This window comes from Undibacterium sp. Ji50W (assembly GCF_049340445.1).
Lineage (GTDB): Bacteria > Pseudomonadota > Gammaproteobacteria > Burkholderiales > Burkholderiaceae_D > Undibacterium.
The window spans coordinates 22,956-43,805 of the sequence record NZ_JBMPOX010000025.1 but is presented as its reverse complement, the minus strand read 5'-3'; the positions used below and the strand labels follow the sequence as shown (position 1 = coordinate 43,805).

Annotated in this window: 21 protein-coding genes; 9 read left to right on the top strand and 12 right to left on the bottom strand. The window is 50.7% G+C overall.

From position 1 onward, the window contains the following. Nucleotides 1-3: 3 nt before the first annotated feature. From ACO0K9_RS24505 to ACO0K9_RS24485, 5 genes are all read right to left on the bottom strand, one after another. Nucleotides 4-384: a hypothetical protein gene (locus ACO0K9_RS24505; RefSeq protein WP_422989359.1), complete on the bottom strand. Its 381-nt coding sequence runs from the start codon at nt 382-384 to the stop codon at nt 4-6. A gap of 6 nt (nt 385-390) precedes the next feature. After that, the gene (locus ACO0K9_RS24500; RefSeq protein ID WP_422989357.1) at nt 391-2,871 is read right to left on the bottom strand and encodes a tetratricopeptide repeat protein; all 2,481 of its coding nucleotides are present in this window, start codon (nt 2,869-2,871) and stop codon (nt 391-393) included. Between the two features lie 296 nt (nt 2,872-3,167). Next, nucleotides 3,168-4,301: a DegT/DnrJ/EryC1/StrS family aminotransferase gene (locus ACO0K9_RS24495; RefSeq protein WP_422989355.1), complete on the bottom strand. Its 1,134-nt coding sequence runs from the start codon at nt 4,299-4,301 to the stop codon at nt 3,168-3,170. A 231-nt stretch (nt 4,302-4,532) separates the two neighbouring features. After that, nucleotides 4,533-4,706 carry a hypothetical protein gene (locus tag ACO0K9_RS24490; protein WP_422989353.1) on the bottom strand — a complete coding sequence of 58 codons (174 nt, stop codon included), beginning with the start codon at nt 4,704-4,706 and terminating at the stop codon, nt 4,533-4,535. 502 nt (nt 4,707-5,208) lie between these two features. Next, on the bottom strand, nt 5,209-5,409 hold the full coding sequence (locus ACO0K9_RS24485) for a hypothetical protein (protein WP_422989351.1): 201 nt from the start codon (nt 5,407-5,409) through the stop codon (nt 5,209-5,211). On the opposite strand from ACO0K9_RS24485, the gene ACO0K9_RS24480 reads away from it, so the two are divergent. Next, a complete protein-coding gene (locus ACO0K9_RS24480) occupies nt 5,402-5,863 on the top strand; it encodes a cache domain-containing protein (protein ID WP_422989349.1) in 462 nt (153 codons plus the stop codon). The genes ACO0K9_RS24485 and ACO0K9_RS24480 overlap by 8 nt on opposite strands. A 213-nt stretch (nt 5,864-6,076) precedes the next feature. Here ACO0K9_RS24480 and ACO0K9_RS24475 read toward each other — a convergent pair whose 3' ends face one another. Continuing rightward, on the bottom strand, nt 6,077-6,469 hold the full coding sequence (locus ACO0K9_RS24475; protein ID WP_422989347.1) for a VOC family protein: 393 nt from the start codon (nt 6,467-6,469) through the stop codon (nt 6,077-6,079). Nucleotides 6,470-6,734: 265 nt separating this feature from the next. Between ACO0K9_RS24475 and ACO0K9_RS24470 the strand changes: the two genes are divergently transcribed. From ACO0K9_RS24470 to ACO0K9_RS24450, 5 genes are all read left to right on the top strand, one after another. After that, the gene (locus ACO0K9_RS24470) at nt 6,735-7,058 is read left to right on the top strand and encodes an ArsR/SmtB family transcription factor (RefSeq protein WP_422989345.1); all 324 of its coding nucleotides are present in this window, start codon (nt 6,735-6,737) and stop codon (nt 7,056-7,058) included. Beyond that, entirely contained in the window at nt 7,058-7,489 is a 432-nt protein-coding gene (locus ACO0K9_RS24465; protein ID WP_422989343.1) for an SRPBCC family protein, read from the top strand. Before ACO0K9_RS24470 ends, ACO0K9_RS24465 begins: the two co-directional genes overlap by 1 nt. After that, nucleotides 7,486-8,052, top strand: coding sequence for a cytochrome b (locus ACO0K9_RS24460; RefSeq protein WP_422989341.1), 567 nt, complete (start codon nt 7,486-7,488; stop codon nt 8,050-8,052). Before ACO0K9_RS24465 ends, ACO0K9_RS24460 begins: the two co-directional genes overlap by 4 nt. 25 nt (nt 8,053-8,077) lie before the next feature. Next, nucleotides 8,078-8,512: a DUF1801 domain-containing protein gene (locus ACO0K9_RS24455; protein ID WP_422989339.1), complete on the top strand. Its 435-nt coding sequence runs from the start codon at nt 8,078-8,080 to the stop codon at nt 8,510-8,512. A gap of 275 nt (nt 8,513-8,787) precedes the next feature. Next, nucleotides 8,788-10,107: a M20/M25/M40 family metallo-hydrolase gene (locus ACO0K9_RS24450; protein WP_422989337.1), complete on the top strand. Its 1,320-nt coding sequence runs from the start codon at nt 8,788-8,790 to the stop codon at nt 10,105-10,107. 24 nt (nt 10,108-10,131) lie between these two features. Here the strand turns inward: ACO0K9_RS24450 and ACO0K9_RS24445 are convergent, their stop codons facing one another. From ACO0K9_RS24445 to ACO0K9_RS24420, 6 genes are all read right to left on the bottom strand, one after another. Beyond that, nucleotides 10,132-10,989 carry an ABC transporter permease gene (locus ACO0K9_RS24445; RefSeq protein WP_422989335.1) on the bottom strand — a complete coding sequence of 286 codons (858 nt, stop codon included), beginning with the start codon at nt 10,987-10,989 and terminating at the stop codon, nt 10,132-10,134. Nucleotides 10,990-10,999: 10 nt separating this feature from the next. Continuing rightward, a complete protein-coding gene (locus ACO0K9_RS24440) occupies nt 11,000-11,869 on the bottom strand; it encodes an ABC transporter permease (RefSeq protein WP_422989333.1) in 870 nt (289 codons plus the stop codon). After that, entirely contained in the window at nt 11,866-12,984 is a 1,119-nt protein-coding gene (locus tag ACO0K9_RS24435) for an ABC transporter ATP-binding protein (RefSeq protein WP_422989331.1), read from the bottom strand. The genes ACO0K9_RS24440 and ACO0K9_RS24435 overlap by 4 nt, the downstream gene beginning before the upstream one ends. Before the next feature lie 38 nt (nt 12,985-13,022). Next, nucleotides 13,023-14,000 (bottom strand): extracellular solute-binding protein, encoded by a 978-nt coding sequence (locus tag ACO0K9_RS24430; protein WP_422989329.1) that lies wholly within the window; start codon nt 13,998-14,000, stop codon nt 13,023-13,025. Nucleotides 14,001-14,174: 174 nt separating this feature from the next. After that, complete coding sequence (locus ACO0K9_RS24425) at nt 14,175-15,926, bottom strand: alkaline phosphatase family protein (RefSeq protein ID WP_422989327.1); 1,752 nt, start codon at nt 15,924-15,926, stop codon at nt 14,175-14,177. Nucleotides 15,927-16,013: 87 nt separating this feature from the next. After that, nucleotides 16,014-18,215 carry a TonB-dependent receptor gene (locus ACO0K9_RS24420; RefSeq protein WP_422989325.1) on the bottom strand — a complete coding sequence of 734 codons (2,202 nt, stop codon included), beginning with the start codon at nt 18,213-18,215 and terminating at the stop codon, nt 16,014-16,016. A gap of 470 nt (nt 18,216-18,685) precedes the next feature. On the opposite strand from ACO0K9_RS24420, the gene ACO0K9_RS24415 reads away from it, so the two are divergent. From ACO0K9_RS24415 to ACO0K9_RS24405, 3 genes are read left to right on the top strand one after another with little or no spacing between them, the layout of a single operon-like run. After that, the gene (locus ACO0K9_RS24415; RefSeq protein WP_422989323.1) at nt 18,686-18,859 is read left to right on the top strand and encodes a hypothetical protein; all 174 of its coding nucleotides are present in this window, start codon (nt 18,686-18,688) and stop codon (nt 18,857-18,859) included. Nucleotides 18,860-18,904: 45 nt separating this feature from the next. Next, nucleotides 18,905-19,414: a hypothetical protein gene (locus ACO0K9_RS24410; RefSeq protein WP_422989321.1), complete on the top strand. Its 510-nt coding sequence runs from the start codon at nt 18,905-18,907 to the stop codon at nt 19,412-19,414. After that, complete coding sequence (locus ACO0K9_RS24405; protein WP_422989319.1) at nt 19,411-20,442, top strand: YncE family protein; 1,032 nt, start codon at nt 19,411-19,413, stop codon at nt 20,440-20,442. The genes ACO0K9_RS24410 and ACO0K9_RS24405 overlap by 4 nt, the downstream gene beginning before the upstream one ends. Nucleotides 20,443-20,850: the final 408 nt, after the last annotated feature.

Sequence of the window (20,850 nt, the reverse complement as noted above, 5' to 3'; positions counted from 1 at the left end):
CAACTATCTATTGGTGTTTGTTTGTGTAATCGAATTGCTGTTTCCAATATTGATGGCTGTTTGATGAACAGTTGCCGCCGCGGCTGGCGCGTTGTCTTTGACCCATTCCTGCAGGACAGTTATTAATTCCGGATTTGCAGTAAGTGCTTTTTTTAACTGATATGCCAGTACGCCTGTAATCTCCTTGTTTTCTGGCTCGCTGATCAGATCATCCAGTACTTCGGTGGTACCAGGATGCGAGAGCCCATCCTTGAGCTTTTTCACTGCGGCCAACGCGGTGGATTTACCGATTTCACCGGCACCTGATTCAGCAGCCTTGTAGAAGAGCAACGGCAAAGCAGTAGTTACCGAAGTAATTAAGGTGTTAATTATGTCCATATTCATGATGCTTTACTCCTCGTTAAGAAAGGGTAATAGTTTCGTTAACAGTACAGAATCCGGTTCTTGCTCAGCTTTCTCACATAATTTTAGATAATCTAGCATCATGGCATGAATTAATTTTTCATGAGCACCCGGATAGCGTGCAAAGTCCGGCAACAAGGTAATTATGGCTTCGTGCGCGGAAGACGCAGCATCATTGGTCCTACCAACAGCCTCAAGTCTAAGCGCCAATACAATAAGCGATGTTGCCAAGTGTGGGAGAAATACATCAGGGCGTTGACTAGCTAAATTACGAAGCAAGGTTACTGCTTCTTGCGCGGCTATTAGTGCGCTTTTGTACTGACCTAGGGCAACAAGGCGAAGACTCACGTTGTTAAGTGACATGGCCAAGTTATGAAGGAATACTGAGCGCTGAATGGCGAGGGTACGACACAGAGTTAACGCCTCTTGTGCCACAGCCAGGGCCTGCTCGAATTGGCCCACGCTAGCAAGTCGGGAGCCCAAATTATCGAGCGATGCCGCCAAATCGGGGAGAAATACATCAGGGCGCCGAACAACGAGGTTACGGTGTAGGGTTACTGCCTCCTTCGCCACAGTTAGAGCCTTTTCATACTGACCCAGATCAGAAAGTCTAATGGCTAAGTTGTTGAGCGACGCTGCAAAATTTGGAAGGAAAGCATCGGGCCGATTTTTGGCTAGCTCACTGAAAAAACCAGTCGCCTCTAATGCCGCAGCGAGTGCAGCTTCATGCTTGCCTACATTACTAAGAGTTGTCGACAAACCGTTAAGCGACGTTGCTAAGGCTGGCAAAAAAAATTTTGGCCAAATAAGAATAAGCTCTCGATATAAATCAGTTGTCTCTTGCGCTACCTCCAATGCCGTTTCGCGTCGTCCTAAATTGGAAAGGCGGTTAGTAAAGCAATTCAAGGAAATTGCGAGATCAGGAAGGAAACGATCGCGATTCTGAACGACCAAAAGCCGACATATTTCTACTGCCTCTTGCGCGCTGGTCAGTGCAATTTCAAGGTGTCCTGCGACAGCTTGCGCAACTGAGAGACTCACCAATGCGCTGGCATGTTCACGTGGCTGAGTGCCCGAATCAGTTCTCCGCAAAACCAACAACTGCTCGGCTACCTGCAGATTAATATCTAGTAGGACCACACTATCACTTGGCAAACTGACGTTCAACATAGCGACCTGTTTTACGTCCCCCACCATCGCCGCCAATAGCGCCTGAATCCAGCGCAACGGCGGTTCTGACTTGTCTGACGTTGCGAGATCCTGCGCACAACGGATTATGCTTGCGACCACTGACTGCCCAAAGTGAGACCAGCAGCGCACGACGGCAGCTTCATCATCAGAAATTTTGGAGAACATCCGCAAAATCAGCGCTTCACCAATCAAATCTGGTAGCACGGGGGCAATGCCCTTATGTCGTGGCAACGCTTGGCACAACATGTCGGCTAGACTGCCAACATCATTGCTTGGTCTGTGGACCGCTGCCTTTTCTTTCTCTGCAAATTCCTCGAAGTCATTTCTGTCCATACCCTGCGCCAGGGTAACGCATGCGGCAAGATGCTGTATCAGCTTGGCATCTAGATGGCTGTTTTCGGCAAACCGCCCCAGTCGCAACAACTCGCGATCAGCCAAGTCCCTTGCAAGATCAGTACGATTTAATGAAAGGGCATTGCTATCACCCGTCTTGGCCATCATCAATGACGCCATCAACAGGAATAGCGGGTCGCCACCCCAATCCAGTTTCATCAGCTTTTCACGAAATTCCGGAGTGTCGGGTAAGGACAGCGGTTCATTTTGATCGTACATCTGCGTCAACATATCACGCAGCAGTGTCAGTCTATCTTCGGCAGCGAACAGAGGCAGGATAGAGATAGGCTCAGGCGGGTCAAGCAAAGCACGTTTGCTGCTTGAGCCAAATCCTCCAGAAGCAAATACTGTTTGCCACCAGCCACTATCCGCGCTGGCGTGCCGCTCCAGCAGCAGCAGACGTAATAGATGCGGCGATTCCTCAATACGATCAGACAGCTCATCAAACCATTCACTAAGCAAGGCTGCATGTTCGGCCGCATAGTCCACCACGATCAGGGTAGGGCTTCCCCAACCCCAGAGACTAAGATTCTGTTGATTGAAGAAGCGTTTTAGTTCCGAATGTTTTACAAAACCCGCCTGCCAGCCGGTTTCACTCAATTGGTCACACAAATGTAGCGCCAGCCGGGTTTTTCCACTACCGCCGCCGCCAATGAGTACGCGTGCGGCAATTGGTTTCGCCCCTGTCAAAAACTTATGCAGACTAGCCAACTCGGCTTCTCTTCCGATCAAGGATGTAGAGCGGGTATATGGTGATAAGCGATCAAGGTCTTTATGTATGGTGCGCTGGCCGAAGAAACGCGTCAGTGTCAGGTGTGGATTACCTTCGCCAATGATTTGGACAATCGAATTTCCGTTGCCAATATTGATTGCCCGTTGATCCACGTTCTGCCCTTACTTTTAATATGTTTCACATCAAGAAATGATGCATGAGGTAGATAAGAATTGCCTGACTATCAAAAACGCGGACTTTCTTGATTGCCTTGGAATACGAACGGAATCGGGCAAACAATCGGTTTATCAAGACAAGAAAATCCCAGAAGCAACTATCTTCTATCCATATTAAGCGTACAACATTATTAATTTAAAGACAATCTAAATATGTGCACTGGAGGCTTACAAGTAAGCGATGTTGAGCACATTTTTCTCTCAATGTATTCTCCGTAGTGTCTCAATCAATTTCATCCAGCCAACACCTTACCCACCACCGCACAAATCTCATCCACATCCCCCAGCGTCAAGCCCACATGCAAAGGCAGCGTGACAGTTTCGCGGGCGATGCGTTCGGCGTTGGGGAACATGCCTTCGTGGTAGCCGAAGTGTTTGCCAACGGTGGTCAGGTGGCAGACTTCGTAGGAAAGGCCTGTGCCTATGCCGGCATCGTTCAAGGCATTGCGAAAGCTGCTGCGGGTGTGGCCGAATTGTTCATACGGGATGAGTACGCAAAACATATTCCAGGTCTGGTCGGCTTGCCCGGTCTGCCCATGAGGTGGCAGCACGACGCCCTGCAGTTGGGGGAAGCGTTCAAAATAACGGTCTGCCAAAACCTGGCGCTGCGCCATGAAGTCATCAAACTGGGCCAGTTGGTGCAGGCCAAGCACGGCGGATACATCCGACATGTTGAACTTGCCGCTGGCTTCGACCACATCACGGCTCTGGTCTGGCAATTTGCTGATGCCATGAAAACGCAAGATGTCTACCCTTTGCGCTTCGGCTTCATCATTGACGACGATGGCCCCGCCTTCTATCGTCGTCATGTTTTTGTTGGGATGAAAACTGAAGATGGCGATATCACCAAACGCCCCCACGGGTTTGCCTTGCCATTTGGAACCCTGCACCAGGGCTGCATCTTCAATCACACGCAACTTGTATTTTTTGGCCAGCGCATACAGGGCATCCATATCCCCCAGCGCACCGGGGAAATGGGTGGGCATGATGGCCTTGGTGTAGGGCGTAATCGCGGCCTCTACCTGCGCCAGGTCAATCGCACGAGTGAGCAGGTCGCAATCCACAAACACCGGCTTGGCACCAGATTTGACGATCATGTTCATGGCCGAGAAAAAACTTTGCGCCGAGGTGATGACTTCATCCCCCGCACCGATATCACAAAGCGCCAGTGCAATTTCCATCGCGCCCGTGGCCGACGTCAGCAACCTGGTCGGACGATTGCCAAAGGTACGTGACAGCGCCTGTTCCAGTTCGGTGACCTTGGGGCCAGTCGCGATCCAGTTGGAACGCAGCACATCAGCCACAGCCTGTATGCTGGCTTCAGACAATTGCGGCTGGGAGAATTTACGGAAAACGGGTGATGTCATGGTAGAAATGGGATGTGAACAATTGAATGCCAATTGTAGCCGAAGAGTTGGTTACGGTGAGATTCGAAGCAACACACATCCCGTAGGGTGCGCCACGCGCACCGTTTACGCAAATGGATGGTGGTGAATGGTGCACATGGCACACATAGCGCACCCTACGAAGTAACAAGGTCGCGGTCAAATAAAACAGAAAATTTAACGCAGCAAATTAATGCCAATCACAAACAGGGCTTATTCCCCTGCCTGATCATGGACATATCTTTCTTCTTCGATAGCCAGGGACTTGGCCGCTGCCTGCTTGCGCAGGAACTCTGATACCAGCAACACCGCCAGCAATACGATCTGTGTGCCTGGTCGCCAGGTAGAAAACGCAGATGCAACGATAAGCGCCAGCATCAGCGCCATTTCGGTTCTGCTTCTTTGGATGACAGTGCGGTCCCGCAGAAGGGCCTGGCAATGCGGGCATTTTGCCTTCTGGATTTGCGGACGATACCATTTCGCATTTGACGGCCATAATGCAATATCAGGCTGATCAAAACGACAGGCACAATCCGGGCAACGGTATTTGCCTGTATGTTTGTCTGGCGCTGAAAATTCGGGTTCACAACGCGGGCAAATAGCGTTGGCGCTAGCCAACGGGGCACCGCAGTTTGCACATTGAAATACGCTATCTGTCATACGATTCTAAATTCGATGTTGAAGGATGTGTCCCGATTACACCTGGAGAATTTGCTGTCAATTCAAAATACTATACGATCACATCGCACTTTACAAATTCTGGAAGATAAAAATCGCCCACATCCCGTAGGGTGCGCCGCGCGCACCGGGTTTTCACATGCCACAAAAACGGTGCGCATGGCGCACCCTACAAGAATGGACAGCACCGTGCAGATCCACAACAGCAAGCTCATGCTACCTGCAAGAAACAATCTTTGGCAAATTGAATTTTCAAGTCTTCTATACTAAGCTGCATGCAAGACTTATTTGATGGGCTGGCAGGCTGGCCCTGGTCTTGAATAGATAAAGTTGCGGTGCCGTATGTTTTCTTCATCAAGAAGACACCTGATTCAGACAAAAAAATTCCCAACAAGGAGACGACAATGAACAAGATAGGCTCGCTGGTATTGGCTTTCATGATGGCTTTTTTCTCTAGCACCCTGGCAGTTGCAGCCGAAGACAAGGGCACGGCGGATCAGGCTACGGCGATGGCGAAGAAAGCGGTGGCGCATTTCAAATCGGTGGGGAAGGACAAGGCGCTGGCGGATTTTAATGATGCATCCAACAAGGCCTTCCATGACCGTGACCTGTATGTCATCGCCTTTGACATGGAAGGCACCATGCTGGCATCCGCCAACCCCAAGCTGATCGGTAAGCCGATGATGGATTATAAAGATGGTGATGGCAAGCTGCTGACCAGAGAGATGTTGCAGATCGCCAAGACCAAAGGTTCTGGCTGGGTGGAATACAGATGGCCGAACCCTGTCACCAAAGCACTGGATCAAAAAACCACCTATATTGAAAAAGTGGATAATTATTTCCTGGGTGTTGGCATTTACAAGTAAAACACATTCGCAGGGCTGGGCTCCTGTTGCGTGCAGCAGGAACCTTTATTCCGTCGGCAGCAAGCTTTACACCTTAGAACCTATTTACGATCTTACTGCGCGGGCGTGATCGGGGCTCATGCGCTGCTCAAAATGCTCATGTACTACAAGTACATTCCGCTTTTTGCGCTGCTCTTCACCCCGCTGACGCTCGCTACAGATCGTAAACACGTTCTACGGTGCCGGTGGTTCCCACAGCTCGACGCGGTTACCCTCGGGGTCCATCACCCAGCCAAATTTTCCATATTCTGACTCATCCACCTTGGCGTCCACGGCACAGCCTTCCTGACGCAACTGCGCGAGCAAGGCATGCAGGTCGTCAACGCGATAGTTGATCATGAAAGCCTGGGTACTCGGCGCAAAATAGTTTGAGTCGCTGGGGAATAAGGACCAGACCGTTTTTTCGCTGTCAGTGGTGCCATTGGCATCCTTGCTGCCACTGGGCTGGAATACCACCCCACCCCATTCTTCGAGGTTGAAACCGAGATGATCGCGATACCATTCACGCAGTTTTTCAGGGTTCTTCGCTTTAAAAAACACGCCACCGACGCCCACAACTCGTTTCATATCGCCCCCTGAAAATATCTGTCGAAAAAAATCGCTTTACCTGATCGATCACTCCCTGCAGATACTACATGATCAGGTAATCGCGTGCAAATCGGCCCCCTGGCGCGCCACGATGCGCACGCCACCTGATCGCCAGCGCTAACCTGCCCCACCGCCACTTGCCTAAGCCACGAAATGCCTCTAAAAATCATCCTTGACAATCCATAACCAGTTGGCTATGATTTATTTACGCCCATTCACACTGTACCCACTGTAAGGAATTGCAATGCATGCCGAACCAACCGCCGTTCTGAAAGTCTTATCAGACCCGACCCGGCGTGCCATTTTTGAACGTTTGAGCAAAGGCGGTGAAATGACCGTGCATGCGCTGACTGACCCGTCTGGCGTATCACAACCAGCCATTTCCAAACACCTCAACGCACTGAAACAGGTGGGCCTGGTACAAGGCCGGCGTGAAGGGCGCGAGACGTATTACAGCGCCGAACCAAAAGCACTGGCACCACTGATGAACTGGATCAGCTTTTATTCGAGCTTCTGGCAACACAAATTCGACCGTTTGGAAGACCTATTGAAAAGGATGGATCAATAATGCACACCGACAACACAAATAGAGCCGATAACACCAATGACACCCAGACCCTGGTGGTAGAGCGCGAGATGCCGCATGCGCTTGAAAAAATCTGGCGGGCGCTGACCCAGGGTTACCTGATCGAAGAATGGCTGATGAAGAACGACTTCCAGGCGGTCGTCGGTCATCGTTTCAAACTGAGTGCAGACTGGGGCGTGGTAGATTGCCAGGTGCTGGTGGTGGAACCACACCAGGTGCTGTCCTATGCGTGGGAAGCGATGGGTCTGAAGAGCGTGGTCACCTGGACGCTGACCGCGACCAGTAGCGGCACCCATCTGCGCATGGAACAATCAGGCTTCCGCCCAGATCAGCAACAAGCCTACCAGGGTGCCCAATACGGCTGGCAAAAATTCTTCGCCAACCTCGATCGTGTAGCGGGTAGCTTGTCATGAGCCGCACAGTCATAAGCAAACCTATCGCTACACGTTACCAGCCGGTGCTGGTGGCCTTGCACTGGCTGGTGGCGCTGTTGATCATCGGCCTGCTGTGCGTGGGCTTTTTCGTGCTGGAGAATATGTCAAACAGCGACCCGAAAAAGCTCGACGTACTGGTGCTGCACATGAGCGGTGGCATGCTGGTGCTTGTGCTGATGCTGGTACGCGTCATCATCCGTCGCTGGAGCGCCCGCCCGGCAGCACCGACCACCGGGTCATCGCTGCTGGACAGGCTGGCCTCGCTGGCCCACTTTGGTTTATATGCGATCGTATTCCTGATGATCATCAGTGGCTATATCACTGGCTGGCTGATCAGCAGTGCCTTCTTGCCGAACGGACCGCCGCTGCCCAGATTCGCGACGTTGCCCTCATTCCAGGTGCACGCGGTGCTTGCCGTCTTGCTGGTGCTGTTGATTGCTGCCCATATTGTGGGTGCGCTCTACCATCAGTTGGTGCTGAAAGACGGTCTGCTGCATCGCATGTGGTTTGGCAAGCGCATCATCACTTCTGCAGAAAAATAGTATTCCACCGTGCCAGGATAACATCATGAAAAAAGCAGACACGCAGCAAGAGCAGCCAACATCCAATCAATCCGTATCTGAGCTGATCTCGGAAAAAATTGCCAGCCTGGGTGACTGGCGCGGCGAAACGCTGGGCAAGATGCGCCAGCTCATCCAGAAAGCAGACCCGGATGTGGTCGAAGAATTAAAGTGGATGGGCACGCCGGTGTGGTCGCATGACGGCATCATCTGCACCGGCGAATCCTATAAGAGTGTGGTCAAGCTGACCTTTGCCAAGGGCGCGGCGCTGCCAGATCCGGCCCGTCTCTTTAATTCCAGCCTGGACGGCAACGTGCGCCGCGCCATCGACATTCACGCAGGTGAAGCAGTGGACGAAGCCGCCTTCAAGGCACTGATCCACGCAGCGATTGCCCTGAACAGCGCTACCAAGAAAAAACCGGCAAAAAAAGCCAAGGCCTGAACACCAGCACTTCGCCTGCAATTTTATTCAAGACCCGCCCCCCACAAACTGCCAGGCAGATGCCTTGCCATTAGGCGGTGCACGCGGTGCACCCTATAGTTTTGCGACTGGTCGACAAACACCTTCGTAGGGTGCGCCACGCGCACCGTCGTGGATATCCCCAATAGCCCAAAGATGTAGGCACACGTCATAATTTCATACACACCGATACTTCACGCCGATTAAAATCCGTTTATTATTGGAAGCAATCGTCAATCCCCTCAAAAGGCCACCCCATGTCTAAACCCTACAAACCCCGCACAAGCCTCCTCACCATGACCCTGCTGGCCGCCCTGGGTCTGCACACCGCCGCCAAGGCAGATGACTTGTCCGCCACCGAGCAAAAGATCGTCGCTGCCGTGCAGGCAAGGTCTGACGCTGCACTGCAATTGCTGGAACGCAGTGTCAACATCAATAGCGGTACATTGAACCATGAAGGCGTGCGGGCCGTCGGCAAGCTGTATCGGGCCGAACTGGATGGCCTGGGTTTTAAAACCAGCTGGTCAGACATGCCAGCGGCCATGAACCGCGCCGGGCATTTGCTGGCAGAGCGGGAAGGCACGCAGGGCAAGCGGGTGCTGCTGATAGGCCACCTGGATACCGTCTTTGAAAAAGACAGCCCGGTGCAATTGTGGGACAGGCGTGGCGACAAGGTGCGTGGCCAGGGCGTGAACGACATGAAAGGTGGCGACGTCATCATCATCGAAGCCCTGCGTGCACTGCATGCGATCGGTGCGCTGGACAATACCCGCATCCAGGTAATTTTTAGTGGCGATGAAGAAAGCGCAGGCCACCCCATCGCCACCTCACGTGCCGATTTGATCAATGCCGCCAAGCGTAGCGACCTGGCACTGGCCTTTGAAGGCACGTCTCTTGATAGCCAGGGCAATGCCACCGGCACCATAGGCCGGCGCGCTTCGGGCGGCTTTGTGCTGGATGTCAAAGCCAAACAAGGCCATTCTGCTGCCGTATTTGGCAATAACGGCTATGGTGCGATTTATGAAGCAGCACGCATCCTCAACAGCTTTCGTGAACAATTGATCGAACCCGACCTCACCTTCAACCCCGGCAACATCGTAGGCGGCACAGAAATCAGCTATGACAACCAGGGTAGCAAAGGCACCGCCTTTGGCAAGACCAATGTCATCGCACCGACAGCACAGGTGCATGGTGACCTGCGCTACCTGACCGCCGAACAGGGCAAGCGCGCCGCAGACCGCATGCGCGACATCGTCGCCAAGAACCTGCCCGGCACCACCGCCAGCATCAGCTTCTATGAAAATTACCCACCCATGTCCCCCACCATCGGCAACCTGGCCCTGCTGGAAATCTATTCCAAAGCCAGCAAAGACGCCGGGCTGGGTGCCATAGCCCCCTTCCCACCGGGTTTGCGTGGTGCTGGCGACATCCAGTTCGTCGCCCCTTTTGTGGATAGCCTGGACGGCCTAGGTGCCACTGGCAACGGTGCCCATTCGCCCGATGAAGACCTGGACATCAAATCCATACAACGCGCTACCATCAGGACGGCGATTTATTTGTACAGGTTGACGCGATAACTTTGCTAATTGAAACTGATGGTATTAATCTTGCCCGGATTTCCGCAACAAATTAAAGCTGACAAACAGTAAAGACAATACCATCAGCGCCAGGCTGATTGCATTGATAACAGGTGTTGCCCCTTCTTTCATGCGGCCATACATCAATATGGTCAGCGGAGCATCACTGCCGGTCAGCATATAGGTTGTATTGAAATTCTCGAAGGAAAGTAAAAAGGCTATTGCAGCAGCACCCAATAAGGCTGGTCGCAAATAGGGCAAAGTAATGGTCATGAAGATAGCACTGCGGCTGGCACCAAGATTTTGTGCGGCCTCTTCCAGGCTTAGATCAAATCGCTTTAACCTAGCAGAAATTGTCAACGTCGTGATACTAACTATATACGCAAATTGACCAAAGATAACCAGGGGCAAGCCTGGTCGCAAAAACTCCAGTTCCATGCCGAAATTATTATCAGCAAACTGGGCTATCCGGCTCATGAAGGCAAGTATGGAAATGCCGAGAATGACACCCGGAATGACCAGCGGCACCAGCATCAATGAAGATAATACGTTCTTGCCGCGAAAGTCACAGCGTTCCAGCAAGAAGGCGTTAGCCGTACCAGCCAGAACGGAAAGAGTACTGACTGTGCTGGCAATGATGAGGCTATTCCACAAGCTGTCACGTAATTCCGTATCGAACCACAGACCTGTGCGCCCATGTTCACCGTTGGCAAACAGCCAGTCCAGGGTAAAGCCCTTCCATGGTGGCATCGGATATGGCGCATCATTAAATGCAAACACCACCACCATGCTCAGTGGTAAAAACAGGAATAGAAAGAACAGCGACAGATAAGCCTTACGTATGAACTGACTCGATCGTGATGAAGGGATGCTTGCTATCATAGGCCTGACTTTATACGCGTCTCATTGTGTTTGCAAAACTTTGGCCGCTCAGTTTCAGTCCCGCCCAGACCATCAGACTGGACAGCGACAGCAAGAGGAAGGCAAAGGCAGCACCTTGCTCCCAATTGAAGCGGGTAATAAATTGCGTATAAATCTGCTCGGTAAACCACATTGAATTTTTTCCACCCAATAGTACCGGTGTCAGATAATTTCCCAGACTCAGCATAAAAACCATGATGGTTCCAGCAGCAACGCCAGGGGCTGCATGCGGTAAAACGATATGGAACAGAATATTTGCTGGCTTGCCACCCAGATCATAGGCTGCTTCGATCAAGCTATCATCTAAAGTTTCCAGCGCATTGGTCAGTGGAATGACCATAAACAGTAGGGATGCATACACCAGTCCCAGCATAATGCTGGCATCGTTGTAGAGCAATTCCACCGGCTCGGATATCAGGCCGATGCTGAACAGAAATTGTGGGATAACGCCATGACTTCTGAGCAGGATAACCCAACCCAGGGTCCGCACCATCTCCCCCGACCAGAACGGCAACAATATCGCAGCCAGGGTGATGGCCTTGCTACGGGCACGCGCAATTTTGGCGATATACCAACTGACTGGGAACGCCAATACCAATGTTATCGCGGTAGCCAGTGCCGACATGCTGGCCGTTCGCATAAAGGTATGCCAATACAGCGGTTCTTCAAAGAATGTCGCATATTGCGCCAGAGCAGGTTTGTACTCACCGGTGGCAACACGCTTGCTAAATGACAGCAGCAACATATCCAGATGCGGCAGCACAATCAACAAGCCTAACCATAGCAGCGCGGGTGTCAGCAGCAGACAAAGCAGTATCTTGTTTTGCTGTCGGTTCGTCATGGCTGGCGCACAAATACCTGCAAATGCCGGGCTGGCAAGCTGACGCTGACTTGCTTACCCTTGCGTAAGTCCTGAACCATTATCTCTGGCCGCAAGCTTGCACGCATCAGGATTTGGCTGTCCTCTAATTTTAATAGTACCGTTGAGTTTGCTCCGTCAAACACCATATCTTCGATAAAGGCAAGAAACTGATTCTCTTGTTCATCACGCATGCGTACTTGCGTTGACCAGATTATCGATTCCGGGCGGATAAACATATCCAGATTGTCGCCTGCGCTAAATGGTAGTTCTGACGGCAGTTCTGGCTGCAAGACCAGACTGAATCCATTATCAAGAACGGCCAGCTTGCGACCGCTGGCATCGAGTTGACATACCCCTTGCAGTCGATTATTTTGTCCCACGAAGTCAGCGACGAAAGTTGTTTGTGGCCTGTAATATAAATCCTGCGGCGTACCACATTGCTCAAAGCGACCACGGTTCATGACGGCTATCGTATCGGACATGACCAGTGCTTCTGATTGATCGTGTGTGATATACACAAAGGTTGTGCCTATCTGCGCTTGTAATTGCTTCAGCTCCAGCTTCATGTGCTCACGTAACTTCAGGTCAAGTGCACCAAGAGGTTCGTCGAGCAGCAATAAAGTAGGTTCCAATACCAGTGAGCGGGCAATAGCCACTCTTTGCTTTTGACCGCCAGATAGCTGATGCACCTGCTTGGCTGCAATACCAGGCAGGCCAACACGTTCCAGCATCTCATCAACCTTACGTTTAGTCTCCGCCTTTCCCGTGCCACGTCTGCTCAGGCCATAGGCCACATTGTCACCAACGTTCATCATCGGGAACAATGCCAGGTGTTGAAACACCATGTTCGCCGGACGGCGATTGGGTGCTACCTGCTTCATATTGTCGCCACCTATCCAGATCTCCCCTTCATCTGGTTCAACAAAACCTGCGATCATGCGTAGCAATGTGGTTTTGCCACAGCCAGAGGGGCCAAGTATAGAAAAAAACGCGCCCTTGGGGATATGCAGCGTAAGTTGGTCAACCGCTGTGTGGGTTTGTCCATGCAAGGCGTAACGTTTGGAAACAGCTTTGACTTCGAGATCGTATTGCATGCGACTCCGCTGGTTGATTTCCTGATTAGGTAAATAACTCAGTGAGAGGCTTTGATACGGTCCAGTATCTTGCCTTCGATTTCTTCCAAACCTGGCGGTATGGCTGGATACCATTTGATATTTTTCATGGCGGCTGGCGGAAAGGATTCATTCAATTGTGCCTTCATCTTTGCATCCATGAATTCTTCCGCACCTTTGATAGCAGTAAAATTGCCTGCGGATTTTGCCAGTTTGGCTGCGATTTCCGGGCGCGCGACAAAGTTGATCCAGGCGTAGGCAGCGGCATCGTTCTTTCCCTTGGACGGAATGGCGAAGCTGTCTATCCATCCAAGCGCACCTGACTTGGGAGCGATGAATTTGATGCTAGGATTTTCTGCATTGAGTTTCCAGCCGCCGCTATCCCACATCTGGGCGGCGACCAAATCACCATTGCGCAAGTCGTTCAACAGTTGGTCTTTTCCTTCCCAGAAATACTTCAAGTTCTTTTTGCATGCGATCAGTTTATTACCTGCTTCTTGCATGATTTGCTCATATTGCTTAGGATTATCATAGGCTTTAAACGGGTCTTTTCCCAGAGCAAATGCCATACCTATCAGCGTCGGACGTTTCAGGCGAACCGATACTTTTGCCTGTAGTTCCGGTTTGCACAAGTCTGTGTAATCAAGTACCTCCAACTTGGCATTACCGTTAACCAGGCCGTCTGTGCCCCAAAAATAGGCCAGGCCGTATGGCTTGCCGTTGAGACTGCTGGTCTTGCGTGTTGCTTCCAACATTTCTGGTTTGAAATTGGCGATCTGGATTTTGCTATAGTCCAGTGGCTTGTAGATGCCAAATTCTTTGGCCGGCCCACTGATCCTGTCCTGACTAGGTTGTGCCAGATCAAAGCCTGCACCACCGGTCGCACGCAATTTTGAAATCATTTCTTCATTGTTCGACAGCGTGACTTCAACGTTGATGCCTGTCTCTTTGGTAAATTGTGCGACTACATCCTTGGGTGCATAATCTGCCCATGTCAAAAGGCGCAGCTTTTCAGTTGCAGCGGCGACTCCCGTGTATAGCAATAATGTTCCAGACAGAACGGTAACAAGACGTGGAAAATGTCGCATATGATTTACCCATTTCTCAAATGAAGGCGCAGTCTTTCATAAGAATGTGACTGTGCGATGACTTACACAAAGCCAAAGATATCTTTATTTTGTCTTTTTAATTTCTTCAAGGCTTCCCTGGCGCTTTTTTCCAAAATCGAACATATCCATCAAATCGCCCAGTGCAGGACGATTTAAAGGTATGTAAGGGTTGGCTTTGTCGAATACAGGGTTTGGCAAATTATCACGACTGCGCCTGGACAAGGGAGGCAAGTTCCAGTTGCGTTCTATGAACTTCAGGATTGAGACATGATCGTAATAAGTGTGATCGACATAACCAGTCTTTGCATACGGCGAAATCGCTACTAATGGAATGCGGGTACCGTCGCCAAAAAAATCAATGAACTGAATGTAACCTGAATCATAGTAACCACCGCCTTCGTCAAAAGTGACCAGGATGGCCGTATTCTTCCAAAGGTCTGGATTGTTGCGTACACGTGTAACGATGTCATTGACCAGTTCATCGAAACTGGGTTCTATCGCGTAACCAGGGTGGCCGGAAATGCTGTCGTAAGGCGCGATGACGGCGACTGAAGGGAAGGTTTTGGCATCTTTAACGTCAAGATAAAACTGACTTAAATCTTGCAGCTTCGCCTTGTCCGGCCCTGTCATGGTAGAGGTGAAGAAGGTAGGGGTATCACACATGCCACAATATTCTTTATCGACGTTTTTGCCGTCATTGCGGCCGCCGCTATACCATTTCCAGGGTACACCGCCGGCTGTCATGGCATCGCCGATATGCGGTATGGTCTGCGGTGGCATGATGAATTTCTCTTCGCTTAAGGGCAGCGGCGTGCCCGTAGCAGAATACCCAGGGTCCATATTGTTGATCATGTAATACGTGTCCGGGGCGCAATTGCCGTCGTTGAAGGGTTTGTAGGGAAGTCTTTGCAAAAATTGTTTGATGCCTGCAACGCCAGGTTGAGAATTGTCTGCACATTTCACATAGGTACCACCACGGTAACCATCTTCTGTGTACCAGTTATTGGTATTTGCTTGCGAATCGGGGTTTTCTATCTGCTTTGCGGGCGGCATAACAGGCTTGCCGTTGTCGTTGTAATGCGCGACGTCACCCGTCGCCAGGGCAAAATAATTGACTGTTGTGCCACCCATAATGGGTTGATGGTAATTATCCGCAATGGCAAAGTGATCAGCGAGTTGTTTGAAAATAGCCGCGTCACCAGCGAGCATATTATAAAAACCCATGGAAATTGCACCCTGATAGGTGCGGCCTGGTGCCAAAGGGGCGGGTTGGTTGCTAGGGCCAGGTCCCGTCATTTCAGCAGTCCAGACAAATAAGTCTTGCTGGCCGCCGTTGACTTGCTGCCACATCTGGAAAAAGCGGTGGATAGGATCACCCGTGTGTGCGCCATAGCTGACATGACTGGTAATTTGAAATGGCCCATTTGCCAAAGCGACAGGGAAGCGATTGTCTGGAATATCGCGGCGTTGCCCAAATGCGCCCGCCGCGTAAGGTTGCGGCAGATGGTTGTAGATACCTTTGACTTCAGGTGTCGGCGTATAGGCGCCAAAATTATTCGCCAGACTTTGTCTGGCAGTGGAAAAATTTGGTCCTGGGCTACCATCTTTTTTGACGATTCCTTTGGACAATAGATTGGCTATAGTCTGACCTTTTTTGGGCTGATAGACACCAAACAAATTATCGAAAGTACGGTTTTCTCCAACTACGACAATCACGTGCTCAATAGGAGTGGTAGTGGCAACTTGTGCGAGTATCCCCTTGCACGGCAGACACAACAACAGGCTGATTATGGCAAAGTATTTTTTGGTGTTCATCAGTGTAAAAAACTATCCAGGTATTGATGTTGTTTGATACGACAACAGCCGGGCGTGAACCCGGCTGTCTTTTTCTTCTGTAAAGTCTTACAGCTTACCGCTAAAACTCAAAAACATTTGACGTGGCGCACCAGTCAGCAAAGTTGCAAAAGTACCAGTAGGATCAGAGGCAGTAAATCCATTTGAACCTATGGTGCTGTAATACTGTTTGTTCAATAAGTTCGTTACATTGAACTGTATCTTTACATCTTTCAGTGCACCTATGGATTTTTGCTTGTAACCCAGGGACAAATTACCTACCCAATACGATGGCACTTGCGCGTCATTTAAATAAGTGTAATAGCGCTTGTCAGTGAACTTACCGCCAACACGGGTAAACCAGCTTTCAGTTTCATAGGAAAGTTCAGAGTTGAACATGACTTTCGGCGTGTCGACCACTTGCTTGCCATCCACGGCAACAATGCCACCATCGAGGTAATTCGATTTGTATTTGGAATCGTTGTAAGTGAAAGAATTAAACCATGAAACTTCAGGTGTAATGCTCCAGATGGCGACAGCTTCCAGACCATTGGTGGCGACCTTACCTACGTTGGCGAAAGTGCTTGGGCAACCCACAATACCTGGGCAACTGGCTACGTTGAGCAAGCGATCATCGAAGTCGGCATGGTAAAGCGCGACGGAGCCTTGTACCGAATCTCTCTTGAAGCGGTAACCAAGATCCAGTGTGACCGAAGTTTCAGGTTTGATCGTTGCGGAACTGATATTGAATGAGGTTTGGCTCTGTGAGAAAGGACCATTGACACCAGGTTGATAAGCACGCATGTTTTGCGATAAAGAGGCAAACAATTCATCGTCTTTGCTGAGGTTATAGCTCAGACCAATTTGTGGCAAGAAAGTCTTCTTGGCAGTCAGCGAGCCAGCCGCACGGCTACCTACCAGGCTGGTTGCATCAATGCTCACTTTTGGTGTCTTGAAACCGAAGTTCAGTTTCATGGCACCATTCATCATGGACACTGTATCTTGCAAATACATTTGTGTCGTCGATGTATAGAATTTTTGCTTGAACCCTGTACTGGTCGGATTGCTCAGGAAGAAATTGGTGTCATCTGGCCCGCTGACTGCATAAAAATTACGTGTTAAGGTGTGATTGCTGCGTTCTGTCCAGAAGCCAGCATTGACTTCATGCTGACCAATATCCCAGTGCAGGTCGCTGATCAGGCCATCGCGCGAAATAGCATACTCCGTCGTACGGATAGAGATTGGCACGGTAGCAGAGCTGGCATTGTATGGTGTGTACCAGTGCCCCTGGCCTTCATTGCTATGATGATAGACCGTGGTTTTCAAATCGGCAGAGTTACTCAATTTCATCAGCAATGTAGCACCAGCCAGGCTGTCTTTACGCAAACCGCGCCCAAGATAGTAGGCATCATCCAGATTATTAACACCACCCGTAAAGATACCCTTGGCGGCATTCACTGCACGCTGCCAGTCGGGCGCGTAATTATCCCAGTTGTAACCCAGGCGACGTGTCATGTCCAGCGACATGTCCTGGTAATCGACTTCTTTACGATCAGAATAGTTGAAGAATGCACTGACGCGATTTTCACCAAATTCATGCACCAGTTTAGAGTTGAACTGATCCTGATCCTGTCCACCAACGCCCTTGGTCTTGTCCGTGCGCTGACGTGTTGCACTTAAGTAGAACTTGGTGCCAGTTGATAAGACACCAGAATCAATACGTGCAAAAGTACGGGAAGTATTGTCGCTGCCTATGGTTTGTTCACCAGTGAAACCAAAATTGGCCGTCGGGTCGCTGGAAAAGAATTGCACGGTACCGCCCAGATTGCTGGTCGATGCGGTGGACAACGAACCTGCACCTTGCGACAAGGTTACGCGGCCAATATTTTCTGAAGAGATGGCACGGCTGATATGCAAGCCATTGTTGTTACCGTAGCTCATGTCACCCAACGGTACATTGTCTAGCGTGAAGCCGAGCTGGCTTTGATTGAAACCGCGAATACTAAAGCGGGTGGACCATTCGTAAGCACCGAATGGGTCGGCTGACTGAAAACTCACACCTGGCAACTTGTCCAGGACTTTCAGCGGACTGGTACCGGGGGGGACTTCTGTCATATCGGTACGTGTGATATTTTGCACTTGACGGCTTTGTCCCGTACCGAGAACGGTAACTGTTTCTACTTCTGGCGTGCTCTCTGCTGCATTGGCAATCAGCGCGAATGCCTGCAAAATCAGGATACAGGCTGGCTTTAATGGAAAATGGCGTGACATAAATTTTCTCTTAATTGTGGGTTGGAATCAACGGTTTTCTGTTTCCAGAATCAGCGTCTACCATGATTGAAATGAAAACTCACACCACGTCCGTGCGTTTGCGTGGAGCGTAGTGAATTTACTCAACCTGCAGAATTATTTTGATGAGAACGCAGGAAAATGCTCATGCAATCGCACAAGATTTTTTCCAAAGGAACTCAAGTTAAAACTGGGTAGGAACGCGTTGCCCAAGGAGAATAACGAGGCCAGGTTACGACTCTATGACAAGCACTGGTGTTGGATTTTGGTATAAGTCATACGCATGTCATGCTGATGATGCAAGTGGATTCAATGCGTGCTGATGAGTGCTAATCATTTTTTCGATTTTTTTGGTATGAAAGGATAGCCTGCAGCCCGCCGGCTGGAAACGGTCGACAAGAAGGTCTGGTCAATACAAGGTCAGTGAAAATTTTTTATCTCAGGAACCCCTTATGTATAGCATTACCGAGGTAGAATTTGCTCTTTGGCGCAGCAATGCTTTTGCCCGCACCTTGCTCGACGTGCGTAACGTACGACACTCTGTATGCCTGGTGCAAGTATTGCCAAGACGAGGCACATCGATGGCCGCCGGCCCAGAATTTATCGTACAGACGATTTCAGGTTGAAGAAGCCGGCGAGACCAATTTATTCATCAGACTAAGGAAACTAAAATGGGCTTTTGGAAACAAATTACGTCCGTCCTGCTCACTTTGTTATTTGGAAGTGCTGCGATGGTGGCAAGCGCAGAAGATGCCGCCGACACGACCGGCAAGATACTGTTCATTTGCGAGCACGGGAACGTCAAAAGTCTGATGGCCGTGTCCTATTTCAACAAAATTGCCCAAGAAAGACATCTCCCCTTTGTTGCAGTCTCGCGAGGCATAGTCCCTGACTCGATCACTGTTCCTCCCCCTATTGTCGATGGGCTACGCCAGGAAGGCTTCGATGTCGCAGCGTTTCACCCGACCAAATTGACAGCACTAGACATCGATTCCGCTCGGCGCGCCATTGCGATCAGCGTGGATTCTCCAATCAGCATAGGCAGCAATGGCTCGTCCATCTTAGCCTGGAACGACGTGCCACCAGCCAGTGTGGATTTCAAAGCATCCAGCGCATCACTCAAAGCGCATATTGAAGCCTTGCTTACTCAGCTCACTGCGCAGTCGGGACAATCTAAATGAATCCTGAGCGAAAAATGGCGAGAAGAAACGCTTTTCGTACGCTAATGCCTGCCGCCTGGGCTCTGCTTGGGCTGGTCTTTGGCCACAATGTATTGGCCGCCGACACGCTGCCGCTTACCATAGTTGCCGATATACCCTTGGCTGGCAACACGACGCGCTGGGACTACGCCAGCCTGGATGGAAACAACGGCCTGTTGTTTCTGGCCCATCTCGGCGACAGCGTGGTGACGGTAGTCGACACCAAGGCGCAGAAGGTGGTGGCGGATATACCCAATATTGCGGGCGTCCATGGTGTGCTGGTCATTCCTGAGCTGGGGCGTGTGTATGCGTCGGCCACTGGCAGCAATGAAGTCGTCGCCATCGATATCAAAACGCTTAAAGTGACCGCGCGCATGCCGGCCGGCGACTATCCGGATGGTATCGCTTATGCGCCCGAAGTTCATAAAATCTACGTCTCCGACGAACACGGCGGCACCGACACCGTGATCGACGTGCGTACGAATAGTCGCGTCACCACGATCAAGGTTGGGCGGGAAGTGGGCAATACCCAGTACGACCCGGTATCCAAGCACATTTTTGTCAATGAGCAGACCAGCGGCGAGCTTGTCGAAATCGATCCGGCTATAGACAAAGTCGTCAATCGCATCAAACTGCCAGGCGCCAAGGGAAACCACGGCCTATATATTGACGCACCAGCCCGTCAGGCGTATATCGCTTGCGAAGGAAACGACACCCTGCTAGTTCTCGATCTCAACAGCAAGAAAGTCACCGCTTCATTCAAGGTCGGTGCCGATCCCGATGTGCTGGCCTTCGACCCCGCGTTGGACTGGCTCTACGTGGCTGGCGAAGCCGGTATTGTGTCCGTATTCAAAAAACAGGATGGCAAGCTGGTCAAGCTGGGCGAAGGTTTATTGGGGCCGAACGCCCATGTGGTCGCGGTCGACCCCGCCACTCATCGCGCCTACTTCCCGCTAAAGGATGTCGCAGGAAAAAGTCTGCTGCGCATCACCGCGGCGCAGTCGAAATAGCATCCCCGTCAGCCTGATCATGGGGCTGCAGCTTCGGCTCTGCATTTCTTCTTCCAGCGAGATCCTTTTCCAAAAGGAGCATGCCCTGTGATTCCTGTTCAATCAGATGAAAGGTCAGCATCAGGAAATTCAGAACCCTGGTAAGCGCGCTTGTGGCCGCGGCAGCATTTACGACGCAACTGGCCTATGCGGATGCTGCGTATGACTCCTAAGTCTTGCTGAATGCCTTGACCAACGCCACCGTTTCCTTGCAAAAAGGCTTGGAAGCGTCAGCCGCGAAAGATAAGCGTATTAGGTGTTACTACAGTCGGTATCGTTTGAGCCAGTGAGCCTTCCATGTCTTTCATTTCATATTTAGCAACAATTCCATACTGCATGAATTGCGTAAAAGTAGTTATGTAAAAGTTA

Bases quoted from the DNA above. Each gene is read 5' to 3' on its own strand.
- ACO0K9_RS24405 (WP_422989319.1), top strand. From the start codon at position 19,411: ATGAATCCTGAGCGAAAAATGGCGAGAAGAAACGCTTTTCGTACGCTA.
- ACO0K9_RS24505 (WP_422989359.1), bottom strand. From the start codon at position 384: ATGAATATGGACATAATTAACACCTTAATTACTTCGGTAACTACTGCT.
- ACO0K9_RS24450 (WP_422989337.1), top strand. From the start codon at position 8,788: ATGTCTAAACCCTACAAACCCCGCACAAGCCTCCTCACCATGACCCTG.
- ACO0K9_RS24475 (WP_422989347.1), bottom strand. From the start codon at position 6,469: ATGAAACGAGTTGTGGGCGTCGGTGGCGTGTTTTTTAAAGCGAAGAAC.
- ACO0K9_RS24415 (WP_422989323.1), top strand. From the start codon at position 18,686: ATGTATAGCATTACCGAGGTAGAATTTGCTCTTTGGCGCAGCAATGCT.
- ACO0K9_RS24480 (WP_422989349.1), top strand. From the start codon at position 5,402: ATGAACAAGATAGGCTCGCTGGTATTGGCTTTCATGATGGCTTTTTTC.
- ACO0K9_RS24460 (WP_422989341.1), top strand. From the start codon at position 7,486: ATGAGCCGCACAGTCATAAGCAAACCTATCGCTACACGTTACCAGCCG.
- ACO0K9_RS24470 (WP_422989345.1), top strand. From the start codon at position 6,735: ATGCATGCCGAACCAACCGCCGTTCTGAAAGTCTTATCAGACCCGACC.
- ACO0K9_RS24495 (WP_422989355.1), bottom strand. From the start codon at position 4,301: ATGACATCACCCGTTTTCCGTAAATTCTCCCAGCCGCAATTGTCTGAA.
- ACO0K9_RS24465 (WP_422989343.1), top strand. From the start codon at position 7,058: ATGCACACCGACAACACAAATAGAGCCGATAACACCAATGACACCCAG.
- ACO0K9_RS24445 (WP_422989335.1), bottom strand. From the start codon at position 10,989: ATGATAGCAAGCATCCCTTCATCACGATCGAGTCAGTTCATACGTAAG.
- ACO0K9_RS24455 (WP_422989339.1), top strand. From the start codon at position 8,078: ATGAAAAAAGCAGACACGCAGCAAGAGCAGCCAACATCCAATCAATCC.
- ACO0K9_RS24420 (WP_422989325.1), bottom strand. From the start codon at position 18,215: ATGTCACGCCATTTTCCATTAAAGCCAGCCTGTATCCTGATTTTGCAG.
- ACO0K9_RS24425 (WP_422989327.1), bottom strand. From the start codon at position 15,926: ATGAACACCAAAAAATACTTTGCCATAATCAGCCTGTTGTTGTGTCTG.
- ACO0K9_RS24490 (WP_422989353.1), bottom strand. From the start codon at position 4,706: ATGGCGCTGATGCTGGCGCTTATCGTTGCATCTGCGTTTTCTACCTGG.
- ACO0K9_RS24440 (WP_422989333.1), bottom strand. From the start codon at position 11,869: ATGACGAACCGACAGCAAAACAAGATACTGCTTTGTCTGCTGCTGACA.
- ACO0K9_RS24410 (WP_422989321.1), top strand. From the start codon at position 18,905: ATGGGCTTTTGGAAACAAATTACGTCCGTCCTGCTCACTTTGTTATTT.
- ACO0K9_RS24435 (WP_422989331.1), bottom strand. From the start codon at position 12,984: ATGCAATACGATCTCGAAGTCAAAGCTGTTTCCAAACGTTACGCCTTG.